Here is a 22046-nt window from a genome sequence, read left to right as displayed (position 1 = left end):
ATGAACAAACCTTTTGTCGTACCGGTTAATCCCGACTCTGCCTGCCAGCCACCCTCGACGAAGGATTTCCTGGTTGATCGCACCTTCCGCGCGCTGGCGCGCATCGGTGTGGTACTGATTCTGGCGCTGGTATTTGCACTGGTGTTCGAAGTCGGACGCAAGGCACTTCCCGGTATGGAGAAGCACGGCTTCGATGTGCTCCTGGGCAGCGTGTGGGACGTCAACCAAGGCAAATACGGCATCCTGCCGGCCATCTGGGGCACGCTTTACAGCGCCTTCATCGCGTTGCTGATCGCCGGTGTTTTTGGCGTGAGCATGGCGATTTTCCTGACCCAGGATTTCCTGCCGACCAAGCTCGCTGCGCTGTTTCGCACCATCGTCGAACTGCTCGCAGCCATTCCCAGCGTGGTCTATGGCCTGTGGGGGATCTATGTGGTGATTCCGGCAATTCGGCCGCTGACGACCTGGTTGAACAGCGAACTGGGCTGGATACCTTTTTTCGGCACGTCCCTGAGCGGTCCGGGCCTGCTGCCCGCAGCGCTGGTGCTCGCGATCATGATTCTGCCGACCATTGCCGCCGTGTCGCAGGACGCGCTGACGGCTGTGCCGATGAAAACCAAACAGGCCGCGTACGGCATGGGCACTACCCATTGGGAAGCGATTCTCAAAGTGATGGTGCCTTCGGCCGCCACCGGCATTTTCGGCTCTCTGGTGCTGGGCCTGGGGCGCGCGCTGGGTGAAACGATGGCGCTGGCCATGCTGGTCGGCAATGCCAACAACATTTCCCTCTCGCTGTTTGCACCGGCCAACACGCTTGCCGCTCTGCTGGCGCTGAACTTCCCCGAAGCCGGGCCGAACGAGATCGAGGTGTTGATGTATGCCGCGCTTGTGCTGATGTTGATTACGCTGATCGTGAACATTTTCGGCTCGATGATCATGATGTACGCCCAACGGGGTAACAAGTGATGACTGATCTGACCGCAGCAACAGACCTGACGGCGCCAACCGGTGCGATGCCCAGCTTGCAACGCAGATTCGAAGGCCGTGCGCTGCGCAGCCTGATCCTGACCACCCTGGTCTGGGCAGGTGCTTTGCTCGCCAGCGTGCCGCTGATTTCCGTGCTCTACATGCTGATCACCCGTGGTGGCGCGCGTCTGAACCTGGAAGTCTTCACCGAACTGCCGCCGACCGGCTTCGAGATGGGTGGCGGTTTCGGCAATGCGATGGCGGGTACCTTTGTGATGGTCGGTATCGCGGCAGCGATCGCGGTGCCGGTCGGGATCATGGCGGCCATTTTCCTGGCTGAACTGGGGCCGGACAGCAAGCTGGGGAACGCCGCGCGTTTTGCCGCCAAGATGCTTACGGGCCTGCCATCAATCCTGGCAGGTGTATTTGCCTACGCCTTGGTAGTGATGACCACCGGCACGTATTCGGCACCGGCAGGTGGCGTGGCGCTCGCCGTCCTGATGCTGCCTATCGTGGTGCTGACCGCCGAAGAGTCGATGCGGATGGTGCCCAAGATCATGAAAGATGCTGCTTATGGCATGGGCTGCACTCGCTCGCAGGTCATCTGGAAAATCATCTTGCCGACCGGCATGCCGGCAATCCTGACTGGCGTGATGCTCGCCGTGGCGCGTGCCGCAGGCGAGACGGCACCGCTGTTGTTTACCGCGCTGTTCAGCAACTACTGGATCTACCACCAGGGCAATCTCGATGTCATGAATCCGACTGCCTCATTGGCGGTGCTGATCTACAACTTCTCCGGCATGCCTTTCGATAACCAGCTCGAGCTCGCATGGGCGGCCTCGTTGGTGCTGGTGATGATCGTGCTGTTCGTGAACATCATCAGCCGGATCTTCGGCAAGCCCAAGTATTAAGAACGGGAGCATCTGATTTTGAACGTATCCACTGCGCAAATTGCCGCTCCGTTTGTCACCCAGGCGCCTGTAGTCATGGACTGCAAACTGGACAAGATTTTCTACGGCAACTTCATGGCAGTACGTGACAGCCACGTGCCCATCGAGAAAAACAAGATCACCGGATTCATCGGTCCCTCAGGCTGCGGCAAAAGTACCGTGCTGCGCAGCCTCAACCGGATGAACGATCTGGTGAAGGGCTTTCGTTTCGAGGGCCATGTGCATTTCCTCGGGCAGGATGTCTATGGCAAGGGCGTCGACCCGGTGGTCGTACGTCGCTACATCGGCATGGTGTTTCAACAGCCTAACCCGTTCTCGATGAGCATCTTCGACAACGTGGCGTTTGGTCTTCGCCTCAACCGCTACAAGGGCGATATCGGCGACCGCGTCAAGCATGCGCTGCAAGGCGCCGCGCTGTGGGACGAAGTCAAGGACAAGCTCAAGGTCAGCGGCCTGTCGCTCTCCGGTGGCCAGCAACAACGCCTGTGTATCGCCCGGGCAATCGCCACCGAGCCGGAAGTCCTGCTGCTGGATGAGCCTTGTTCGGCACTCGACCCGATCGCCACCCGACGCGTCGAAGAGTTGATGGTCGAGTTAAAGAAGGACTACACCATCGCACTGGTGACCCACAACATGCAGCAAGCCATCCGTGTTGCTGACACCACGGCGTTTTTCTCGGTGGATATTTCCCAGGGCACACGCACCGGTTATCTGGTCGAGATGGGCCCGACCGCGCAGATCTTCGACAACCCCCGTGAACAGATGACCGGCGATTACATCAGCGGCAAGTTCAGCTAAGTCACAGCACCGGTCACGGCCGCCTACCTGCACAAGCCAAATGGATTTGGCGGGCATCGGTGGACATTTACCAAGCGTTTCCAAGGAGCTCCAATGCCTGCCACGCATCGCCTTGATTTGCCTGCGATTGAACGCGCACTGCGGAAAGTGCAGAGCCGTTTCGCCGAGCTCAGCCGGCACTTCACCGAGCCCCGGGACCCGTTAACCGACGAAGTTCTGCACAATGTGCTTGAAGGCTATGCGTTGGTTGACGAATATGTTGCCCGCGGCGTCGACCTGTTCGATCTGCAGCAACTGAACCTGATGCTGGAGATCAATGCCACGGTGCTGTGTGGCCGGGATCCGGCGCGCCGGCTGGAATACGCTCAGCATCTGTCAGCCACCGAGGCGCATTTCTTCAACAACGTCGAGGGCGGCATCAAGGACTTGTACAACTGGTATTGCGCATATCGCAGTGAGTCAGTCTGGAAGCGTGCAGCGGGTGTCTATGTGCGCATTCTGAGCAAGCCGCAGCTGTTTATCGAAGGCAACAACCGCAGTGGCTCGCTGATTGTCAGCTACTTGCTCATGCGCGCGGGGCTGCCTCCATTCGTGTTGACCCTGGAAAATGCCGAGGGCTATTTCAACCCGTCTTCGGTCATCCGCAACTCCGCCAAGCATGGCGTCAAGGCGTTGTACGAATTGCCCAAGATCAAGAAAAAATATGCAGCATTCCTGGAAGAACAGGCGCCCGATCCAATGAAGTTCTTTCTCAAAGGCAAGCCTTTGCCTCTCTCTCAGGGTGGCCATTGATGAACTGGACACCAGCAATTGCCAGATTGAGAACCTTCGGCAGCCGGGCAGGGCAGGCTATCCGCTGCGCTTTGCCGCAGTTGTTCGAACGTCAGCGTATACGGATTTCGTTCGATATCGATGACACGCTCGCCTGCCAGCTTCATCACTGCGCAGTCGAGACCAGTCGACTACCGGCCTGTATTCATCGTTGGCTGGGTGAACCGTTGCGGATGGGCACACGATCGCTAATCCGAGAGCTGCGTCACCAGGATTGCAGTGTCTGGGTCTACACCTCATCCGGGCGCACGCCGTCCTATATCAGGCGCTGGTTGGCGCTGTACGGTATCCGCGTCGACGGCGTGGTCAACAGCGTACTGCACAACCGTGCCCTGACGGCGCACGGGATGTCGAACGCGCCTTCCAAGTATCCGCCAGCGTTCGATATCGACTTGCATGTCGATGATTCGGAGGGCGTGCAGATTGAAGGCAAGGATCATGGCTTCCGGGTTGTCGTGGTGCATCCCGAGGATGATCGCTGGGCGCAGAAAGTGCTCGATTCGGTGGCCAAGGTCCAGGCGCAGCTCGCCTGGCAGCAAATGCGCAGACCTCAGGCGCGGTGCAACAGCGTGCGGAGGCTGTCTTTGAGTCGCTTGGCTGAGGGAGTACGCATTGGCTATCTGGACAGCAGCGCCTCAGGTGTACGAGGCACTGCTGAGAAATGACTCAATAGATGCGCAAACGCTGCTGCGCAAAACATGTCTCGCAGAAACGACAAAGCCCTGAATAATCAGGGCTTTGTCGTACATAAGATGGCGGAGGCGATGGGATTCGAACTCATGGACCTGTTACAGTCGACGGTTTTCAAGACCGTTGCCTTAAACCACTCGGCCACACCTCCGTTTGCGTTGCGGGCGCCATAATACCTGAATGAAACACACTGTCAAACTCTCTGCATGGCTTGTTACAGAGCGTCTGTTATGATCTTTGCGACTGAACGTTTCAAACCAACAGGAGTGTCGCCATGCGCGAACAGGATTACGCAGTTAATAACAGCGTGCAGGCTGAGCAGCTAGAGGTTAGCCGCGTCCTGCGCAACACTTATGGTCTCTTGGCTCTGACCCTCGCATTCAGCGGCGTGATGGCCTTCGTAGCCCAGCAGATGCGTGTCGGCTACCCGAACATTTTCGTGGTGCTGATCGGCTTCTACGGGCTGTTCTTCCTCACCAACAAACTCCGTGATTCCGCCTGGGGCCTGGTATCCGCCTTCGCGTTGACCGGTTTCATGGGTTTCCTGCTCGGCCCGATCCTCAACCGTTACCTGGGCATGCAGGGCGGCGCTGAAGTGGTCAGCTCGGCATTCGCGATGACCGCGCTGGTGTTCGGTGGCCTGTCGGCCTACGTGCTGATCACCCGCAAGGACATGAGCTTCCTCGGTGGTTTCATCACCGCAGGTTTCTTTGTCCTGCTGGGCGCTACACTGGCGAGCTTCTTCTTCCAGATCAGCGGCCTGCAACTGGCGATCAGCGCCGGCTTCGTGCTGTTCTCGTCGGTCTGCATTCTGTTCCAGACCAGCGCGATCATCCACGGCGGCGAGCGCAACTACATCATGGCGACCATCAGCCTGTATGTATCGATCTACAACCTGTTCGTCAGCCTGCTGCAACTGTTCGGCATCATGAGCCGCGACGACTGATCGTAATGGCTGCAATAAAAAACCCGCTTCGGCGGGTTTTTTATTGTCTGGAGAAAAGTGTCTGCTCAGTTGATGACGATGCTGCCGTCCACTTGCTGACGGTAGATCGTGTACGGCAGCAGCAGCGTATCGAGGGCACCGGAGACCACGGCATCAACCAACAGCCCCGGGATCGCAGTGTTGCGATGATTATCGGCATCAACACCCGAGGCCAGCGGCGCATTCAAAGAACAGAAGTCATAAGCGAGGCCGCTGTAGATTCTCGGTACCGCGCCGCAATAACTTTTCTGCTGCTTGAGCCCGTCAATGGCAGCCTGGTCGTCGCGCGCCACCGTCTGAATCGTGCCACAGCCGCCGAGCAGCATGCCGGCCAGCAGTATTGCCTGAATTTTCATAGCGCCATTCCTTAGCCGCGAAAAACCCCAATCTACCCTGATCATTGGTAAAAGACACCTACGCCATCGGTGGCAGGCGTCGCTTGACCGGGGTCTTCTTGACGATCGCGGTGTTGGTTTCGGCCAACGTATTCAGTCGGTCGAGCAGGGTATCGAGCTGTTCCATCGAGCGCACGTGCAGGCGGGCGATAAAGCAGTCGTCACCTGTGACCTTGTCGCACTCGGTGAACTCCGGAATCGACATGATCTGCCGCTCAACCTCCTGCAGTTGCCCTGGCAGTGGCCGCACCCGGACGATCGCCTGCAACTGATAGCCGAAGCATTTCGGATCGATCTCCACCGTGTAGCCCTTGAGCACGCCGCGTTCTTCCAGCCGCCGCAACCGCTCCGCCACGCTGGGCGATGACAGGCCGCTGATCTGCGCCAGCGCTTTGAGCGAGCGACGGGAGTCTTCCATCAGCGCGCTGATAAGGATCTGATCGATATCGTCAGTCACATTCAAACTCCGGATTAGGCAAAGGACGCAAATCACCCTCGATAAAAAAGGCAAAAACCAAGTTTAGCCTGCTTTATGCGCTGGAGCAGCCCGAGGTGCGCTTGGCATACTTTTGCCATGCTTCGCTCACAGCCTCAGGAGAACAATAATGGACAACGCAATTCGCCGCGGCTCGCTGGAAATGACCGCCGCCATGCTGATATCCGGGACGATCGGCTGGTTTGTGCTGGTGTCCGGGCAACCGGTGCTCGACGTGGTGTTCTGGCGCTGCGTGTTCGGCGCCGGCACCTTGCTGTTGGTCTGCGCCGCTTTCGGCTTCCTGCGTCCGGGGATTCTGACCCGCACAACGTTTTTGCTGGCGGTGCTCAGTGGAATGGCGATTGTCGGCAACTGGGTGCTGCTGTTCGCATCCTATTCCCGCGCCTCGATTGCGATCGGCACGGCTGTCTATAACGTACAGCCGTTCATGCTGGTCGGCTTGGCGGCGTTGTTCCTCGGCGAAAAAATCACCTTGCAGAAGCTGTTCTGGTTGGCGATTTCGTTTCTGGGCATGCTGGCGATTGTCAGCGCCCATGGTACCCAAGGCGAGAGCGGCAATGACTATCTGCTGGGGATTGCCCTGGCGTTGGGCGCGGCGTTTCTGTATGCGATTGCCGCACTGATCATCAAGCGCCTGACCGGCACGCCGCCACATCTGATCGCGCTGATTCAAGTCTGCACCGGGGTGTTGTTGCTCGCGCCGTTCGCGCATTTCGATGCGTTGCCACAAGGCGCCGATGCGTGGGCCAGTCTGGTGACGCTGGGCATTGTGCATACCGGTTTGATGTACGTCTTGCTGTACGGCGCGATTCAAAAGCTGCCGACGGCATTAACCGGCGCACTGTCGTTCATTTATCCGATCGCGGCGATTTTCGTTGACTGGTTCGCCTTCGGCCATCGCCTCGAATTGCTGCAATGGATAGGCGTCGCAGCGATCCTGCTCGCCGCCGCCGGCATGCAACAAGGTTGGGGCTGGAAAGCCCGGCGGCTGGCGGCGCAGTAAGGATCAGATGTTCCAGCGCGGTGCGGTTGCTGCCAAGCGCTGGCGCATCTCGCTGATATTGGCCGCCAGTTGTCGGGTCAGCATCCGGTAGCCGTCGAGCGTGTTGGCAACTGGCGCGTCGAGGTCCGCTGCTGGCAGCTCCATCGGTCGCTCCAGCCGTTGCGAGGCCCCGGTTTTCAACGCGCGAGCCATGCCGATCAGCTGCACACGAATTTGCCGGTGCTCAGCCTTCAGTGCCGTTTGCAGATGTGCCGTGGCCTGCGGGTCGCTTGCGTTGGGGCGGATATTGCCGAGGATCTCCAGCGTGCTGATGCACATGCGCAGGTTGCGCTGAATCGCGTCGAGCTCGGTCATGGAGATTTTCACTTCCTTGGACACCGACGGCATCAGCGAGCGCAACTGCACCATCACCGCACCGACCTTGCTCATCAGCCGCACATGCTCGTCGGCGCTGACCGCTTCACCGTTGATGATGCGCCCGTATACCGTGGCGCAATCGCGCAAGGCTTCGGCGAGGTTGTAGCGCCACGAGTAGACCGCGTACAGCGGCAGGGCGAAGGAAAACGCCAGGGCGAGGGCGATGCCGATCAGGATGTCGACGCCGCGCCACAGACCATCGGTGATCGGGTTGTCGCCATGCCCGGCAACGATGAACACGGTGATCGCCGAGAGCAGGGCGGTGTAGCCGCCCTTGCCAATCGCGTGATACGAGAAAAAACCGCACACCACAGCCATGGAAAAGTAGGTCAGCCACGGCATGCCCAGCCAGGCGTGCTGCGCCACTAGGGCCAATCCGACCCCCGCGCCGATCAAAGTGCCAATGGCGCGCTCGGCGGCTTTTTTGCCGATGTTGCCGTGGTGCTGCAAACCGCCGATGACCACCAGCATGGTCACCGATGCCCATTCGCCGTGGGGCAGATTGATGCCAGTGGTCAGCAGAATCGTCGCCAGCAACCCCAGCGCCACCCGCACGGAATGGATCAGTCGGGCGTGACGGTAGCGCCGATACGGGTCCAGCAGCGGACGCAGGATACGGCGCAACAGCGGTGGCAGGCGGTGGGTGCTGTAAGTAGTCAGTGCGAACCTCGTGAGTCAGTCAAATCAATGGAAGGGGAAAATGTAATTCATCCAGGCGGACATGCGCAGCAGGATTTTGCGCATCGCGCCGATGTGATGAAAGTGCTGACTGTACAGCGCCGCTTGCCCGTAGGCGCCGCCCGGCATGAGCGCGCTGTATTCGGCGAACGCCGGGTCAGTGATTTCAATGATCACCGGCACCCGTCCCGCCGGTGGCGAACCGGTGTAGCTGATCAGCGTGCCGGAAGGTTGCACCTGGCCCTCGGCGATCACCCCGATCACGCTTTTCACTCGCCCCGCGAAGACTTTGCCGGGAATGCCATCGAAGGCGACTTCGGCCTCGTCGCCCACGGTCAGACGCAGCAGGCTGTTCTGACGCATCCAAGCGGCGAAGTACTGACCTTCCTGCGGAATAAACACCATCGACGGGCGCAGCGGCAGCTTGCTCGCCATCATTCCCGGGCGCAGCGAAACGTGGGTGACGAAGCCTTTGCTCGGTGCTCGAACCACGGTGTTGTCCAACTCGAACTGCGCATTGTCGAGTTGCGCCTGCAGATCGTCGGTGCGGGCAATGGCCGCATCCAGTTCACGCTGGGTGCCGAAGTTGCGGCGGATCAGTTCGGTGATGCGGTAGCGGTCGCCCTTCGCTGCAACCAGTTGCGCCTTGAGCGATTTCAGGCGGTTCTGGAAAGGCGTGGGATCGATGCGGAACAGCACGTCGCCTTTTTCCAGGGGTTCGTTGCCCTTTACCGGTACGTCGATCACCTGGCCACTGATGATCGGAATGACCGGCACCGAGACAAAGTAGGAGCGCGCCACCTCGGAATAGGGATGGTTGTAGTTCATGGTGAAAATCAGCGCGCCGATGATCAGCACGCCACCCAGGACAGCGGTGGGCACCGTCCATTTGTTCAGCGGAATGCGGAAGATCTTGAAGATGGCGACGCAGAGTGCGGCGTACGTGAGGATGAGCAACAGATCCATGCTCAGATCCCCCGGCTGTCAGAGTGCGGCGCAACCGGCGACTGCGCTTCGAGCCGCTCGATCCGGGCTTGCAGCTCGAGGACCTGCTGCTCCAGTTGATTGACGTGGTTCTGAATGGGTTTGCCATCGCCGAAACCCCAACCGCGATCCTCGCGATAAGCCATCGCCCAGATCCACAGAAACGGCCACAGCGCATGCAGGGTAAACAGGCTGACCCAGCCCGTGGCATGGATCGCGTCCTGGTGCGGGTGGTTGCGGTGGACGGCGATCTCGTACGGAATGTCATGCAGCACGATGATCCCGTAAAACAGCACGAGACCGACAAAAACCAACAGACCCAATGCGAAGTAATCGAGCATGGTCAGCCTCCCGGGCATCCAGCAATGCTGGGCTGAGTGTAGTCACTGAATCGCCGGGGGGCTGACGGATCGGCAGGATCATTCAATCCTGCCGATCATCCGTCAAAAGATGTAATCGGTGGTCAGGAAACTCGAATCACGCCCGCGAATGATCTCGCTGATCAGGTCCTTGTTGCTCTCCTGGAATTTGGTCGCCACCAGCGTGCGGATCGAAAACACTCGCAATGCATCGTGAACCGACAGCGTACCTTCGGCGGAGTTTTTGCGACCGTTGAACGGGTAAGTGTCCGGGCCGCGCTGGCACTGGGCGTTGAGGTTGATCCGCCCGACCTGGTTAGCGAAAGTGTCGACCAGCCGGCCGACCGCCACCGGGTTGGTGCCGAAGATGCTCAACTGCTGGCCGAAATCGGATTCCAGCACGTAGTCGATCACCGTATCGAGGTGGCGGTACGGCACGATGGGCACGACCGGGCCGAACTGTTCTTCCTGATACACGCGCATCTGCGGGTTCACCGGATAGAGCACTGCCGGGTAGAAGAACGAGGCGTGGGACTCGCCACCATTCGGGTTGACCACCTGTGCGCCTTTGCTTTGCGCATCCGCGACCAGACCGTGCAGATAATCGACCTTGCCCGACTCCGGCAGCGGCGTCAGCGCCACGCCGCTGTCCCACGGCATGCCCGGTTTCAGCGTGGCCAGTCTGGCGTTGAATTTCTCGATGAAGCTGTCGACCACGTCTTCATGCACGAAAAGAATTTTCAGTGCGGTGCAGCGCTGACCGTTGAACGACAGCGAACCGGTGACCGCTTCGCTGACGGCGTTGTCGAGATCGACTTCGGGCAGGACGATACCCGGGTTCTTGGCGTCCAGACCCAGAGCCGCGCGCAAACGGTGTGGTTTCGGGTGCAGCTTCTTCAGGTCACTGGCAGCCTTGTTGGTGCCGATGAAGGCGAAAATGTCGATCTTGCCGCTGGCCATCAGCGCGCTGACGGTCTCGCGGCCGCTGCCGTAGATGACGTTGATCACGCCGCTCGGGAAGCTGTCGCGGAAGGCTTCGAGCAACGGCCGAATCAGCAGCACGCCGAGCTTGGCCGGTTTGAACACCACGGTGTTGCCCATGATCAGTGCCGGAATCAGCGTGGTGAAGGTTTCGTTCAGCGGGTAGTTGTAAGGCCCCATGCACAAGGCGACGCCGAGCGGCACGCGGCGAATCTGACCGAGGGTGTCCTGCTCCAGCTCAAAGCGGCTGGAACGGCGGTCGAGTTCTTTCAGGGCATTGATGGTGTCGACGATGTAATCGCAGGTGCGATCGAACTCTTTTTCCGAGTCCTTGAGGTTCTTGCCGATCTCCCACATCAGCAGCTTGACCACGGCCTCGCGCTGCTCGCGCATGCGGCCGAGAAACGCTTCGACATGCTGGATGCGCTCGGCCACGCGCATGGTCGGCCACAGGCCCTGACCTCGGTCGTAAGCGCGAACGGCAGCGTCGAGGGCGGTGAGGGCGGTGTCGGCATCCAGCAGCGGCGTGCTGCCGAGGATCACCTGTTCTTCGCCGTTTTCGCTTTTCAGATAAACCGGGCTGCGCACCTGCGCGAGCGGGCCGTCCCAGCGGCGCAATTGGCCATCGACCAGGTATTCACGCTGCTCGACCTGAGCGTCGAGGCGATATTTTTCCGGGATGTCGCTGACCGAAGGGAACAGGTTGCCAAGGATGTTTGCTGTCATGTCACTACCCTGTGTTGAAGTCGGCGTGCCGATTGAAAGTCTTGTGAAGGTTATACGCCTGAACGGGCCGGGATTTAACCCCGTGAATGTCACGCGAATGTCACGCAACGGTGCAGGGCAGAAGGGCGGGTGCGTCGCCGAAGCTTCATGCCACCCCGAATCCCTGTGGGAGCTGGCTTGGCAGCGATGGGGTCGGCACATCCACCCGCTTGATTGACTGACCCACCGCCATCGCTGGCAAGCCAGCTCCCACAGGGTCTGAGTGATTTCGCGGGCCATGTGCAGTTTCGTAATGAAGCTTTTATGACAAAAGTTCGGTAGCCCTTTGCCAGTCCGGTCATGCCTGTGTAACGCGCTTGAGGGGCCTTTCGGGGCGTACTTTGCAAGCCGAGGCGGGACGCCGGGAGTGAGGCAATGGGGACTATGGAACGCTATTCGAAAGTGGGCATGCAGGAGCTTGATCAACGCCTGTCGAAGATCGTCGAAGCGGCGCGCAAGAAGCCGGTTTCGGTGTATCGCTACGGCGCGCCGTGGGTCTGGATCGTCTCGCAGGAGGACTGGCAGGGCGCTCTGAAAGAAGTGTCCAGCTACATTCCGCCGGGCCATTCGCTAGTGTTGCTGCGCCCGCAGATCGACGATCTGCTCGGCGCCCACCAGGACCTGCTGCACGACCTCAATGCCGCACCCGGCATGCTCATTCCCGCGCAGACGGTGATGCACATCCTGCTCCTGCAATTGCTGTATTCGGTGCCCAGCGAACAGCAGCTCTACGAACAGCTGAACTACAACCTGCTGTTCCGCTGGTTCGTCGGCCTCGGCCTGAACCAGAAAGTCTGGAGTTTCACCGCCCTCAGCCGTGACATCGCCACGCTGCTCAACGAGCCGCGCGCGGTGCTGCTGATTCAGAAAATCATCGGCGAAGTGTTCTGCGGTGCCCTGCTGCAAATGCCCGAGTTCTCGCTGAACTTTGCGCTGTTGCACACCTGGCTGGGCAAGCACGCCTGCGCCACCACGATCAGCAATTGACGCAGCACACCGGGCGCTAACGCCCACAGGTCATCGCGAATTTCAGGGGGTAATGTGGAACGGATTTTCACGTCACGGCTGGCGCTGTGGGGCTGGCTGCTGGTGACGGCGGGCGCGCAGCCGGCGCTGGCCGAGGAGGGCACAGAAGCGCCCGCCGCGCAGCGACTGGTCGACGTCAACGAATACTTCGTGCGCGGCAATACCGTGCTCGATGCCCGGGCGATCGAAGAAGCGGTGTACCCGTTTCTCGGCCCGCAGAAAGCCTTGAGCGACATCGAAGGCGCCCGCGATGCGTTGCAGAAGGCCTATCAGGAACGCGGCTATCAATCGGTGTTTGTCGAGCTGCCCGAGCAGGCCGTGGCCGATGGCATCGTCTATCTGCAAGTCAGCGAAACCAAGGTCGGCCGGGTGCGCGTGGTCGGCGCCAAACACTATTCGCCGCTGGATATCCGCGACAACGTCCCGGCGCTGAAAGAAGGCGAGGTGCCGGACTTTGCAAAAGTCCAGGGCGAACTCGCGCAGCTCAACAAGACCCCCGGTCGCCAGGTCATGCCGCTGGTGCGCGAAGGTCAGCGCCCCGGCACCATGGATGTCGACTTGCAGGTCGAAGACCAGAACCCGTGGACGGCCAGCGTCGGCCTCAATAACGACTACAGTGCCGACACCGAAAAGCTGCGCAGCGTCACCAGTCTCGGTTACAACAACCTCTGGCAGCTCGGCCACAGCGTCAACCTGACGTTCTTCACCGCGCCGCAGGAAACCGACAACGCCAAGGTCTGGTCCGGGTCCTACACCGCGCCGCTGAGCGAGCGCTGGAGCGTGCAGTTCTCCGGTTACCAGTCCGACAGCAACGTCGCCACCATCGGCGGCAGCAACGTGCTCGGCAAGGGTCACAGCTACGGCGTCGCGGCGATTTACACATTGCCCTCGAGCGGCAATTGGTCGAACTCGTTGTCGGCCGGGATCGACTTCAAGGACTTCGACGAGCGCCTGAGCCTGTCCGGCGAAAGCGACAAGGTGCCGCTGAAATACGCGCCGTTCACCTTCGCCTACAACGGCTTTCGTTACAGCGAAAAGAGCCAGCTCGGCCTCGGCCTGAGTCTGGTTGCCGCGACCCGCAGCGTGTTCGGCTACGGCAGCGACGACGAAGACTTCGACTACAAACGTTATCGCGCCAAACCGAGTTTCGCCGTGCTCAAGGGCGACACCAACTACACCTGGACCTTCGACAGCGACTGGCAGAGCGCAAGCAAAGCCGCATTCCAACTCGCCTCGGGGCCGCTGGTTTCCAACGAACAATTCTCCGCCGGTGGCGCCACCTCCGTGCGCGGCTATCTCGCGGCAGAGCGCACCGCCGATGACGGCTATTTGCTCAGCCAGGAATTGCGCACACCGTCGCTGGCGAAATTTGCCGGCACGTGGATGCAGGACTGGCGCTTCTACGCCTTCGCCGAGGGTGCGCAACTTTACCTGCGCGACGAACTGCCGGATCAGGACGCCAATTACGCCCTGGCCAGCGTCGGCCTCGGCACCCGCGCCAGCCTGAGTAAATGGCTGTCCGGCAGCCTCGACTGGGGCTACCCGCTACTCGAAGGGCCGAACACCTCAAAGCAGGAATCGCGCCTGCACTTCAACCTCCAAGCCACTTTCTAACGGAGCACGTCCATGCAACGCCTCTTCCTTTCGTTGTTGATCTGCCTGGGCTTCGTGCTCCCGGCCACGGCTCAGGCCTGGTGGCAGGACGACTGGCATTACCGCAAACAGATCGCCGTCGACACCACGCCACAAGGCGCGGCGATCAATCAGGACCTCGGCCGCACCGCGCTGCTGGTGCGCCTGCACACCGGCAACTTCACCTTCGACGGCGTGAAAGAGGACGGCTCCGATCTGCGTTTCGTCGCGGCGGATGACAAAACCGTGCTCAACCACCAGATCGAAAGTTTCGATGCGCTGATGGGGATGGCGCTGATCTGGGTCGATGTGCCGAATGTCGAGGGTGGTCAGCGTCAGGACATCTGGATGTACTACGGCAACCAGAAAGCCCCGGCCACTGGCAACGGCCAACTCACTTTCGATCCGAATTACACCGCGCTGTATCACTTCGACGGCGCCACCGGCACCCCGGCGAAAGACACCACGGCGTACGGCAACACCGCGCAAAGCGCGACCGGCACAGCGATTGATGGCGTCGTCGGGCGCGCCTTGCAGTTCAGCGGCCAGCCGTTGTTGCTGCCGGCCAGTCCGTCGCTGCAACACAACGCCGGCAGCGCGTTCACCTTCAGTGCCTGGCTGCGTCTGGATCAGGCCAGCGGCGAACAAGTGATACTGGCGCGTCGCGAAGGCACGCAAAGTCTGCTGATCGGCGTCAGCCAAGGCCTGCCGTTCGTGGAAATCGACGGCCAGCGCGCTGCTGCCACCCAGGCGCTGGCGCCGGCGCAATGGCAACACGTTGCGCTGACCGCCGAGGGCTCGAAAGTCACCCTGTATATCAACGGTCGCGAAAGTGCTACGTTGGCCCAGGCGATGCCGGCGTTCAACTCGGTCATGGCCATCGGCGCCGATCTGCAGGAAGGCGCGTTCCAGCCATTCGCTGGCGCTATTGATGAGCTGCGCCTGTCGAAAGTCGCCCGTCCGGCCGCGTTGTTGCTGGCCGATGCCACCTCGCAAGGCGCCGAGTCGAAACTGGTGGCTTACGGCGTCGATGAAGAGCAGTCCGGCTTTGGCTTCGGCAGCCTCGGCTTCCTGCTCAACGCCGTGCCAGTCGACGCCTGGGTGATCATCGCCGTGCTGGTGCTGATGATGTTCCAGTCGTGGATCATCATGTTGCGCAAGAACCGCAGCCTCAGCCGCGTGACTGCGGCCAACGAAGACTTCCGCGTGCAATTCGCCAAAGTCGGCACGCGTCTGGAGATGTTCGCCGACGACGCGCAACTGGCCCAACGCCTGCAGCATTCATCGCTGTGGCGCCTTTACCTGGTGGCGGTCAAAGAGATCCGTACCCGTCGCGAGCAGGGCGCTGATACCTCCTCGGTTTCAGCGGCGACCATCGAAGCCATCCGCTGCTCGATGGACGGCGTGCGCACCCGCGAAAACCAGCAACTGAGTTCGAAACTCTCGACCCTGTCCAACGCCATCGCCGGCGGCCCGTATATCGGCCTGCTCGGCACGGTGCTGGGGATCATGGTGGTGTTCCTCGGCACGGCAATGGCCGGCGACGTCAACATCAACGCCATCGCTCCCGGTATGGCCGCCGCGCTGTTGGCCACGGCGATGGGCCTGTTCGTCGCGATCCCCGCGCTGTTTGGCTACAACCGCCTGATCACCCGCAACAAGGAAGTCAGCGCCGACATGCGCGTGTTCGTCGACGAGTTCATCACTCGTCTGGCAGAGATGCATGGCGAAAGCCAGTTCAGTGAGGCGTCGCACCAGCGCGGCCATCACGCCAACCACTCCGTACCGGCCTGAGGAGCACTGCCATGGCGTCCGTAAATGCCTCCCACGACGATGATGACGATGCCGCCGTCGACAGCATCAACATCACCCCACTGGTCGATGTGCTGATGGTGGTGCTGGTGATGTTCATCCTCACCGCCACCGCGCAGGTCTCCGGGATCCAGATCAACCTGCCCAAGGCCAGCGCGTCGGTGTCGCTGTCGGAAGCGAAGACCAAGGCGATCTCGGTCAACGACGGCGGCCAGGTGTTCCTCGATGCCTATCCGGTCACTTTGGCCGAGCTGGAAGAACGCCTGCGCATCGAGAAAGCGCAGAGCCCGGATTTCCCGGTGATCGTGCGTGGCGATGCGACGGTGCAGTACCAGAAAGTCATCGAAGTGCTCGACCTGCTGCGCCGGCTCGAACTGTCCCAGGTCGGTCTCGTTACCGGCAAACCGAGTCAGGGCTGAGTCATGACCGCACAACTCCCGATCGAACCGCCGCCCGTGAAAAAGTCGCCGTTGCGCTATGTGAAGTGGGGCGCCGGACTGCTGGTCGCCGCGCTCGCCGCGTGGTTCCTCTGGCAGTGGGCCAACGACATGGCCGGCGTGCGCCGCGAAGCGCCGAAAGTGCCGACGATCATTCCATTGCCGCCACCGCCACCACCGCCGCCGGAGAAACCGCCAGAGCCGGAAACGCCGGTGGAAGAAAAAGTCGTCGAGCCCGAGCCAACGCCGGAGCCGGAGGAGGTCAAGCCTGAAGAAGAGGCGCCGCCATCGCCGGCGGACGATCTGGCCAATCCGATGCAAATGGACGGCGACGCGCAGTCCGGCAGCGACGCTTTCAACATCGGCGCGGGCAAGGGCGGCGGCATGGCCGGTGCTGGCGGCGGGCGTTTGGGCACGGGCACGTACAGCCAGTTTCTCGCGTTCACCTTCCAGCGTTTGCTGCGCGAGAACCCCGACCTGCGCAACCTCGCGTTCTCGCTGCAGGCCGACGTCTGGCTGAGCAGCGTCGGCGAGATCACCCGTGTCGAGCTGATCAAGTCCAGCGGCAACCCGCAAATCGATACCCAGGTGCTGGCCGCTTTACGCGGTGCGCCAGCCCTCAGCGAGCGGCCTCCGGCCTCCATCACTTTGCCCGTGCGCCTGTCCCTGCAAGGGCGGCGTCCGGGTTAATTCACTTATTCAAGCTTCGGCAAAAGGAGTTGTGTGCAAATGATTTCCAACGTGAATCGATTGTCCCTGGCGGTCGGCATGGTCATTGCGACCCTGGTCGGTCAGGCCGTGGCAGCGCCTGCGCCGTCGGAGAACGCCACGATCAATCTGATCCGCTTGCTGGTCGAGCAGGGCATTCTCAAGCAGGACAAGGCCGACGCGCTGATCGCCCAGGCGCAGAACGAAGCGGCGCAGGCCAAACAGGCCGCAGCGTCCACCGCAGTCGCGGCCGGGCCGGTCGCCGCGCCGGGGGATGTGCGCGTGCAGTACGTACCGGCAGCAGTGCGCGACCAGATCCGCGATCAGGTCAAAGCCGAGGTCATGGCCACCGCCAAACAGGAAAACTGGGCCGCGCCGAATACCTTTCCGGACTGGGCCTCGCGCATCAGTTTCGACGGCGACATTCGCCTGCGAGACGAGTCGCGGTACTACTCGGGCAACAACAGCAACGAAATCGTCGACTTCGCCAAGCTCAACAACAACGGCCCGTACGACGTGAACCCCAACAGCAGCACCAGCCTGCCGCCGTTGCTCAACACCCGTGAAGACCGGGAAAACCTCTTTCGCCTGCGCGCTCGCCTGGGCATGAAAGCGGTGATTTCGGAGGAATGGACCGCCGGCATTCGCATCGGCACCGGTTCGGACAACAACCCGGTATCGACCACGCAGAACCTCGGCGGCGGCTTCGCCAAGAAAGACATCTGGCTCGATCAGGGTTACCTGAGCTGGAAGCCAACGGACGAGCTGACCCTGACCGGCGGGCGCTTCGCCAACCCGTTCATGTCCACCGACATGCTCTATTCCAACGACCTGAATTTCGACGGTGTGGCGGCGATTTTCGATCACAAGCTCAGCCGCGATTGGGGCGTGTTCGGCACGGTCGGCGCGTTCCCGGTGGATTACACCAACGACACCTCCAGCAGTAACGGTTTCGACAAGGAAGAGAGCGACAACAAATGGCTGTACGGCGCGCAGCTCGGCGCGAAGTGGGCGATCAATAGCAACAACCGCCTCAAAGGTGCGCTGGCCTATTACCGCTTCGACGACATACAAGGCCAGCGCTCCAGCCCCTGCGAACCGTGGGCCGGCGCGCCGGGCTGCGACAGCGATGGCACCCGCGCAGCGTTCATGCAGAAGGGCAACAGCGTGTTCCTACTGCGTGACATCACGCCGAACCCGCTCAACCCGAGCGCTACGCCGCAGCCGCAATTCGTCGGGCTTGCGTCCGAGTTCAACCTGCTCGATCTCAACGTGGTCTGGGATGCCGACCTGCCGCAGGACTTCAAACTGCGCAGCCAGGGCAACTACATCCACAACCTCAGCTACGACGAAGGCGACATGCGCAAGCGTTCCGCCGGGCAGATCGTCAACAACCTCGACAGCAACGGCGAGATCGAAAGCGGCGCCAATGCATGGATGGTGCAGTTCACCCTCGGCAACGCGCTGGACCTCAAGCGCAAGGGCGACTGGAACCTGTTCGCCGGCTACAAGTACATCCAGCCGGACGCCTTGCCCGACGGCTTCAACGACTCGTCGTTCCACCTAGGCGGCACCAACGCCAAGGGCTATTTCATGGGCGGCAACTACGGTCTGGCGAAGAACGTTTCCGCCACGGGTCGCTGGATGAGCACCGAAGCGGTGTACGGCGCGCCGTTCGACATCGACGTCTTGCAGCTTGAGATCAACACGCGCTTCTAAGGCGCCGGGAGAGCTTTATGAACACGCGTTTTCTCGCGCTGGGCCTGGGTTTGTTGATTGCCACCGGGGCGAACGGCGAAGGCATGGAAGAACGCTTGCGCACGCAACTGCGCAGCACCACCCAGCAATTGCAGGCCCTGCAAAGCCAACAGGCCCAGGCCAGCGCCGCGCAACTGGCGGCGCAGAACGAAGCCAAGGCAGCGCAAGCGCAGATCAAGCAGCTGACTGCCGAACTGGCCAAAGCCAAAGGCCTCGCCGAGCAACTGGCCGGGCAACAACAGAGCCTGCACAGCCAGGCGCAGGCGCAAGTTGCGGCCAGTGCCGAGCAGACTGGCAAGTTCAAAAAAGCCTACGACGAGTTGCTGGTCCTCGCTCGCGGCAAGGAAGCCGAACGCTCGAAGCTGCAAGCGCAACTGGCGGAACGTGACACACAAGTGCAGCAATGTTCAGCCAAGAATCAGCAAATGTACGGTGTCGCCAAACAGATCCTCACGGCCTACGAAAACATCGACGTCGCCGAAGTGATGAAGATCCGCCAGCCATTCGCCGGCAGTGCCCGGGTCAAGTTCGATGAGCTGGCGCAAGGCTTTGGCGACGAGCTGTACAAAACCCAATTCGACGCGCCGCAAGCCGCGATCGCTCACTGATAACAAGGAAGAAAGCCATGACTCAATTGATCACCCACGTTTCCCCGCAATCACTGACCGACGTTCTGCAAGCCGCCGGTTATCGCGTCAACCAGAGCGAACAGAACGGCATCGTGCAATTGCTCAGCGCCAGTCAGGGCATCGGCTACGCCGTGCGTTTCGGTAACCCGGCGGTGGAGCAGGGCAACTTTGTTGATTTCACCTTCAGCTGTGCGCTGCGCGTGCAGGGCGACTTGCCCCAGGGCGTGGCCGAGCAGTGGAACGCTACGCGGCGGTTTGCACGGTTGTCGTTGCAGGGCGAGTTTCTGCTGATGGAAATGGACGTGGTCGTGGCCGCTGGGGTGAGCAACGAGCACCTGCGCGGCAATTTGGAATTGTGGGATCGCCTGTTGCAGGAATTCATCGTTTACCTGCGCGACTTCAGCCAGGCCACTGGTGTGCAAACCGCCAAATCAGCTATCGCCGAACAAGAGGAAGTCGCGCTGTGAAAAAGCCTGCCATGGTGATCGGCGCCGGAGCGCTGGCGTTGTTGGTGGTGGCCGTGGCGCTGGTGCTGCGGCCGGGCAGTGATCCGGTCGCCGCTCAGCAGTCCTCGCCGGTGATGGCGGTTGCAGCCGGGCCAGCAGTGGCGCGGTTAGGCAATCAGCAGGTTTCGCCAGAGGAATTGCAGGCGCTGCTGGCCACTGTCCCGGCGCAAACCCGCGAACAACTGCGCGGCAACCGTGAGGCGCTGGAACGCTGGATTCGTGCGCGACTGGCGGAAAAAGCCGTTCTGGAACAGGCCGATGCGCAGGGGTGGGCGCAGCGTCCGGACGTCGCCCGGCAGACTCGCGCAGCGACTGAGCAGATCGTGTTCCGTGATTATTTGCGCTCGGTGAGTCAGGTGCCGACGGAGTATCCGAGCGCGGCCGAGTTGCAGCAGGCGTACGACGCGGGGAAGGCCAATTGGCAGACGCCGGCGCTGTACCGGGTCAGTCAGATTTTCCTTGCTGTCAGTGATTCCGCTTCGTTGGAAACCGTACGCAAACAAGCCGCTGAATTGAGCAAGAAGGCGCAGTCAGCACCGGCTGATTTTGCGGCGCTCGCTACGCAATATTCGCAGGATCGCGTCACGGCAGAGCGGGGCGGTGATACCGGCCTGCAACCGTTGCAACAACTGGTGCCGGAAGTGCGCAGCGCTGTGGCGCGGCTCAAGGTGGGCGCCGTGTCTGATCCGGTGCAAAGCGCCGCCGGTTTTCATGTGATCAAACTAACCGAACAACAACCGGCCCGCACCGCGACGCTGGAGGAACTGCGCGACCAACTGACCCAGGCCCTGCGCGCACAACGCCAGGAACAGATCGCCCAGGCTTATCTGGACGGCATGCTCAACACCGCCACCCTGAGCATCGACGGCGCTGAACTGAACAAAGTCCTGGAGGAAAAACACTGACGTTAGCCAGAACGCCATTCACCCCTGTGGGAGCGAGCCTGCTCGCGAATGCGGTGGGTCAGTCAGCGAAGATGTTGAATGTGCCAACGTTTTCGCGAGCAGGCTCGCTCCCACAATGAAATCCGGTGTATTCAGAGCAACCACATTAGATCGACAGGGAGTCATCAATGTCATTCACTGAACCCGCAGGACGCCCGGGCACCGCTGATTACCAAACGCCCCAAACCAGCCCCGAACCCTGGCTCCAGGCCGCAACCATCGACAGCGAAGTCGCCCGGTACTTCCTCGCCAGCGCCCGTTGCGGCTGCTTCATGCAAGCCGCGCGCAGCCTCAATGTGCGCTCGACGCTGCTGCGCAAACAACTCGCGCAACTCGAACAACAACTGCAACACAGCCTGTTCAGCTTCCAGGGCAGCGCCCTAACGCTCACCCGCGAAGGCCAACAGTTGCAGGCCCGACTCAGCACCCTGGCCCACGAACGCAAACTCCCGGTCATCGAACAGCCACTGATCCGCCTCGCCGTCGCCGCATCCATCCTCCACGACATCCTCGGCCGCGACCTCATCGCACTGCTGCGGCGCAACGCCAGCCTGCGCCTGGAAATCATCGCCCTTGACAGCGAACTGGCCTTGCGTGCGGTCAGCGCCGACATTGTCCTCTGGCTCGCCTCCGGCGAAGCTCCAAACCTTGGTCCCACCTTCGCCACCAGCGCACCGCAATACCTCGCGCGAATTGAATATCTGCCGCACATTGCCAAGCGCTATTCGCGGGTGACAGCGCGACCGGAAACGCCGGATGATCTGGCTGATTTCATGTTGGTGCACTGGCAGCATGATCGACAGGTTGAGAGCTTTCGGCCGTGGAATGAGTTGGTGGAGGAGAGGTTGGCTGGGGTGGTGCAGATGCAGTCTTATGAATTGATGCTGGAGATGATTCGCTGCAGCGCGTGCATCGGGTTGCTGCCGGCATACATGAGCAGATTCGATCGTGGCCTCATCGCACTGCCCGGATTATTCGCCGAACCGATGCAGCTACACGCGTGGCTGGCGATCAACGCCGATTCACGAAACGCGCCCGAAATCCAAGCCCTCACCGACCTCATCCAGCAAACCTTCAACGAACGCCACGAATGGTTCCAGCCTTGACCCGCCCCCATGTAGGAGTGAGCCTGCTCGCGAAAGCAATCCGCCAGTCGAAGCCGCAGTGACTGACAAACCGCATTCGCGAGCAGGCTCGCTCCCACAAGAATCTTCATTGCTTACGCCGTTGATCGTTCCCACGCTCCGCGTGGGAATGCAGCCCGGGACGCTCTGCGTCCCCCCAGAGCTGGAACGC

General features: G+C 61.0%; 23 protein-coding genes and 1 tRNA gene. 17 read left to right on the top strand and 7 right to left on the bottom strand.

Features of this window, described 5'->3' with window-relative positions:
- The 5 genes from pstC (at position 1) to F8N49_RS00580 (ending at position 4210) form a co-directional block, all read left to right on the top strand.
- Positions 1-966, top strand: coding sequence for a phosphate ABC transporter permease subunit PstC (pstC, locus tag F8N49_RS00600; RefSeq protein WP_024012838.1), 966 nt, complete (start codon positions 1-3; stop codon positions 964-966).
- On the top strand, positions 966-1877 hold the full coding sequence (gene pstA, locus F8N49_RS00595) for a phosphate ABC transporter permease PstA (RefSeq protein WP_016774590.1): 912 nt from the start codon (positions 966-968) through the stop codon (positions 1875-1877). The genes pstC and pstA overlap by 1 nt, the downstream gene beginning before the upstream one ends.
- 75 nt (positions 1878-1952) lie before the next feature.
- A complete protein-coding gene (gene pstB / locus F8N49_RS00590) occupies positions 1953-2714 on the top strand; it encodes a phosphate ABC transporter ATP-binding protein PstB (RefSeq protein WP_016774591.1) in 762 nt (253 codons plus the stop codon).
- A gap of 93 nt (positions 2715-2807) precedes the next feature.
- Positions 2808-3506, top strand: coding sequence for a hypothetical protein (locus F8N49_RS00585; RefSeq protein ID WP_122750811.1), 699 nt, complete (start codon positions 2808-2810; stop codon positions 3504-3506).
- A complete protein-coding gene (locus F8N49_RS00580) occupies positions 3506-4210 on the top strand; it encodes a hypothetical protein (protein ID WP_241149622.1) in 705 nt (234 codons plus the stop codon). Before F8N49_RS00585 ends, F8N49_RS00580 begins: the two co-directional genes overlap by 1 nt.
- A gap of 88 nt (positions 4211-4298) precedes the next feature.
- Here F8N49_RS00580 and F8N49_RS00575 read toward each other — a convergent pair.
- Positions 4299-4386 (bottom strand) — tRNA-Ser (locus F8N49_RS00575).
- A 123-nt stretch (positions 4387-4509) separates the two neighbouring features.
- Here F8N49_RS00575 and F8N49_RS00570 point away from each other — a divergent pair.
- Positions 4510-5181, top strand: a complete 672-nt coding sequence (locus tag F8N49_RS00570; protein ID WP_008006561.1) for a Bax inhibitor-1/YccA family protein — start codon at positions 4510-4512, stop codon at positions 5179-5181.
- A gap of 65 nt (positions 5182-5246) precedes the next feature.
- Here the strand turns inward: F8N49_RS00570 and F8N49_RS00565 are convergent, their stop codons facing one another.
- Positions 5247-5576: a YceK/YidQ family lipoprotein gene (locus tag F8N49_RS00565; RefSeq protein ID WP_071172328.1), complete on the bottom strand. Its 330-nt coding sequence runs from the start codon at positions 5574-5576 to the stop codon at positions 5247-5249.
- 58 nt (positions 5577-5634) lie between these two features.
- The gene (locus tag F8N49_RS00560) at positions 5635-6072 is read right to left on the bottom strand and encodes an Lrp/AsnC family transcriptional regulator (protein ID WP_056785725.1); all 438 of its coding nucleotides are present in this window, start codon (positions 6070-6072) and stop codon (positions 5635-5637) included.
- Between the two features lie 148 nt (positions 6073-6220).
- Here F8N49_RS00560 and F8N49_RS00555 point away from each other — a divergent pair, with 148 nt between their 5' ends.
- Entirely contained in the window at positions 6221-7114 is an 894-nt protein-coding gene (locus F8N49_RS00555) for a DMT family transporter (protein WP_122746351.1), read from the top strand.
- Positions 7115-7117: 3 nt separating this feature from the next.
- On the opposite strand, the gene F8N49_RS00550 is transcribed toward F8N49_RS00555, so the two are convergent.
- The 4 genes from F8N49_RS00550 to F8N49_RS00535 all read right to left on the bottom strand — a co-directional run bounded on the left by F8N49_RS00550 (position 7118) and on the right by F8N49_RS00535 (position 11259).
- A complete protein-coding gene (locus F8N49_RS00550) occupies positions 7118-8158 on the bottom strand; it encodes an FUSC family protein (protein ID WP_178116870.1) in 1041 nt (346 codons plus the stop codon).
- A gap of 57 nt (positions 8159-8215) precedes the next feature.
- Complete coding sequence (locus F8N49_RS00545; protein WP_016774598.1) at positions 8216-9175, bottom strand: HlyD family secretion protein; 960 nt, start codon at positions 9173-9175, stop codon at positions 8216-8218.
- A gap of 2 nt (positions 9176-9177) precedes the next feature.
- Positions 9178-9534: a DUF3302 domain-containing protein gene (locus F8N49_RS00540; protein ID WP_122746350.1), complete on the bottom strand. Its 357-nt coding sequence runs from the start codon at positions 9532-9534 to the stop codon at positions 9178-9180.
- 102 nt (positions 9535-9636) lie between these two features.
- Positions 9637-11259 carry an NADP-dependent glyceraldehyde-3-phosphate dehydrogenase gene (locus tag F8N49_RS00535; protein WP_122704468.1) on the bottom strand — a complete coding sequence of 541 codons (1623 nt, stop codon included), beginning with the start codon at positions 11257-11259 and terminating at the stop codon, positions 9637-9639.
- A gap of 414 nt (positions 11260-11673) precedes the next feature.
- Here F8N49_RS00535 and F8N49_RS28495 point away from each other — a divergent pair, with 414 nt between their 5' ends.
- The 10 genes from F8N49_RS28495 to F8N49_RS00485 all read left to right on the top strand — a co-directional run bounded on the left by F8N49_RS28495 (position 11674) and on the right by F8N49_RS00485 (position 21856).
- On the top strand, positions 11674-12285 hold the full coding sequence (locus F8N49_RS28495) for a transposase (RefSeq protein ID WP_151550585.1): 612 nt from the start codon (positions 11674-11676) through the stop codon (positions 12283-12285).
- Positions 12286-12339: 54 nt separating this feature from the next.
- Complete coding sequence (locus tag F8N49_RS00525) at positions 12340-13938, top strand: ShlB/FhaC/HecB family hemolysin secretion/activation protein (RefSeq protein WP_122610433.1); 1599 nt, start codon at positions 12340-12342, stop codon at positions 13936-13938.
- Positions 13939-13950: 12 nt separating this feature from the next.
- Positions 13951-15750, top strand: coding sequence for a DUF2341 domain-containing protein (locus F8N49_RS00520; protein ID WP_151550584.1), 1800 nt, complete (start codon positions 13951-13953; stop codon positions 15748-15750).
- Between the two features lie 11 nt (positions 15751-15761).
- Positions 15762-16187 carry a biopolymer transporter ExbD gene (locus tag F8N49_RS00515; RefSeq protein ID WP_003201710.1) on the top strand — a complete coding sequence of 142 codons (426 nt, stop codon included), beginning with the start codon at positions 15762-15764 and terminating at the stop codon, positions 16185-16187.
- Positions 16188-16190: 3 nt separating this feature from the next.
- Complete coding sequence (locus tag F8N49_RS00510) at positions 16191-16895, top strand: energy transducer TonB (RefSeq protein ID WP_130929959.1); 705 nt, start codon at positions 16191-16193, stop codon at positions 16893-16895.
- A 39-nt stretch (positions 16896-16934) separates the two neighbouring features.
- The gene (locus tag F8N49_RS00505) at positions 16935-18632 is read left to right on the top strand and encodes a putative porin (protein WP_151550583.1); all 1698 of its coding nucleotides are present in this window, start codon (positions 16935-16937) and stop codon (positions 18630-18632) included.
- Positions 18633-18649: 17 nt separating this feature from the next.
- Positions 18650-19279: a DNA repair protein gene (locus tag F8N49_RS00500; protein WP_130899367.1), complete on the top strand. Its 630-nt coding sequence runs from the start codon at positions 18650-18652 to the stop codon at positions 19277-19279.
- A gap of 17 nt (positions 19280-19296) precedes the next feature.
- Positions 19297-19767, top strand: a complete 471-nt coding sequence (locus F8N49_RS00495) for a YbjN domain-containing protein (RefSeq protein ID WP_151550582.1) — start codon at positions 19297-19299, stop codon at positions 19765-19767.
- Positions 19764-20711 carry a peptidylprolyl isomerase gene (locus tag F8N49_RS00490; RefSeq protein ID WP_151550581.1) on the top strand — a complete coding sequence of 316 codons (948 nt, stop codon included), beginning with the start codon at positions 19764-19766 and terminating at the stop codon, positions 20709-20711. The genes F8N49_RS00495 and F8N49_RS00490 overlap by 4 nt, the downstream gene beginning before the upstream one ends.
- 167 nt (positions 20712-20878) lie before the next feature.
- Positions 20879-21856, top strand: a complete 978-nt coding sequence (locus F8N49_RS00485) for a LysR family transcriptional regulator (RefSeq protein WP_151550580.1) — start codon at positions 20879-20881, stop codon at positions 21854-21856.
- Positions 21857-22046: the final 190 nt, after the last annotated feature.

The organism is Pseudomonas sp. GXM4, from assembly GCF_008923895.1.
Classification (GTDB): Bacteria; Pseudomonadota; Gammaproteobacteria; order Pseudomonadales; family Pseudomonadaceae; genus Aquipseudomonas; species Aquipseudomonas atacamensis.
This window is presented reverse-complemented; position numbering and strand designations above follow the sequence as displayed.

Bases quoted from the DNA above. Each gene is read 5' to 3' on its own strand.
- F8N49_RS00495 (WP_151550582.1), top strand. From the start codon at position 19,297: ATGACTCAATTGATCACCCACGTTTCCCCGCAATCACTGACCGACGTT.
- F8N49_RS00545 (WP_016774598.1), bottom strand. From the start codon at position 9,175: ATGGATCTGTTGCTCATCCTCACGTACGCCGCACTCTGCGTCGCCATC.
- F8N49_RS00540 (WP_122746350.1), bottom strand. From the start codon at position 9,534: ATGCTCGATTACTTCGCATTGGGTCTGTTGGTTTTTGTCGGTCTCGTG.
- pstC (WP_024012838.1), top strand. From the start codon at position 1: ATGAACAAACCTTTTGTCGTACCGGTTAATCCCGACTCTGCCTGCCAG.
- F8N49_RS00485 (WP_151550580.1), top strand. From the start codon at position 20,879: ATGTCATTCACTGAACCCGCAGGACGCCCGGGCACCGCTGATTACCAA.
- F8N49_RS00505 (WP_151550583.1), top strand. From the start codon at position 16,935: ATGATTTCCAACGTGAATCGATTGTCCCTGGCGGTCGGCATGGTCATT.
- F8N49_RS00515 (WP_003201710.1), top strand. From the start codon at position 15,762: ATGGCGTCCGTAAATGCCTCCCACGACGATGATGACGATGCCGCCGTC.
- pstB (WP_016774591.1), top strand. From the start codon at position 1,953: ATGGACTGCAAACTGGACAAGATTTTCTACGGCAACTTCATGGCAGTA.
- pstA (WP_016774590.1), top strand. From the start codon at position 966: ATGACTGATCTGACCGCAGCAACAGACCTGACGGCGCCAACCGGTGCG.
- F8N49_RS00500 (WP_130899367.1), top strand. From the start codon at position 18,650: ATGAACACGCGTTTTCTCGCGCTGGGCCTGGGTTTGTTGATTGCCACC.
- F8N49_RS00580 (WP_241149622.1), top strand. From the start codon at position 3,506: ATGAACTGGACACCAGCAATTGCCAGATTGAGAACCTTCGGCAGCCGG.
- F8N49_RS28495 (WP_151550585.1), top strand. From the start codon at position 11,674: ATGGGGACTATGGAACGCTATTCGAAAGTGGGCATGCAGGAGCTTGAT.
- F8N49_RS00520 (WP_151550584.1), top strand. From the start codon at position 13,951: ATGCAACGCCTCTTCCTTTCGTTGTTGATCTGCCTGGGCTTCGTGCTC.
- F8N49_RS00565 (WP_071172328.1), bottom strand. From the start codon at position 5,576: ATGAAAATTCAGGCAATACTGCTGGCCGGCATGCTGCTCGGCGGCTGT.
- F8N49_RS00570 (WP_008006561.1), top strand. From the start codon at position 4,510: ATGCGCGAACAGGATTACGCAGTTAATAACAGCGTGCAGGCTGAGCAG.
- F8N49_RS00535 (WP_122704468.1), bottom strand. From the start codon at position 11,259: ATGACAGCAAACATCCTTGGCAACCTGTTCCCTTCGGTCAGCGACATC.
- F8N49_RS00510 (WP_130929959.1), top strand. From the start codon at position 16,191: ATGACCGCACAACTCCCGATCGAACCGCCGCCCGTGAAAAAGTCGCCG.
- F8N49_RS00585 (WP_122750811.1), top strand. From the start codon at position 2,808: ATGCCTGCCACGCATCGCCTTGATTTGCCTGCGATTGAACGCGCACTG.
- F8N49_RS00555 (WP_122746351.1), top strand. From the start codon at position 6,221: ATGGACAACGCAATTCGCCGCGGCTCGCTGGAAATGACCGCCGCCATG.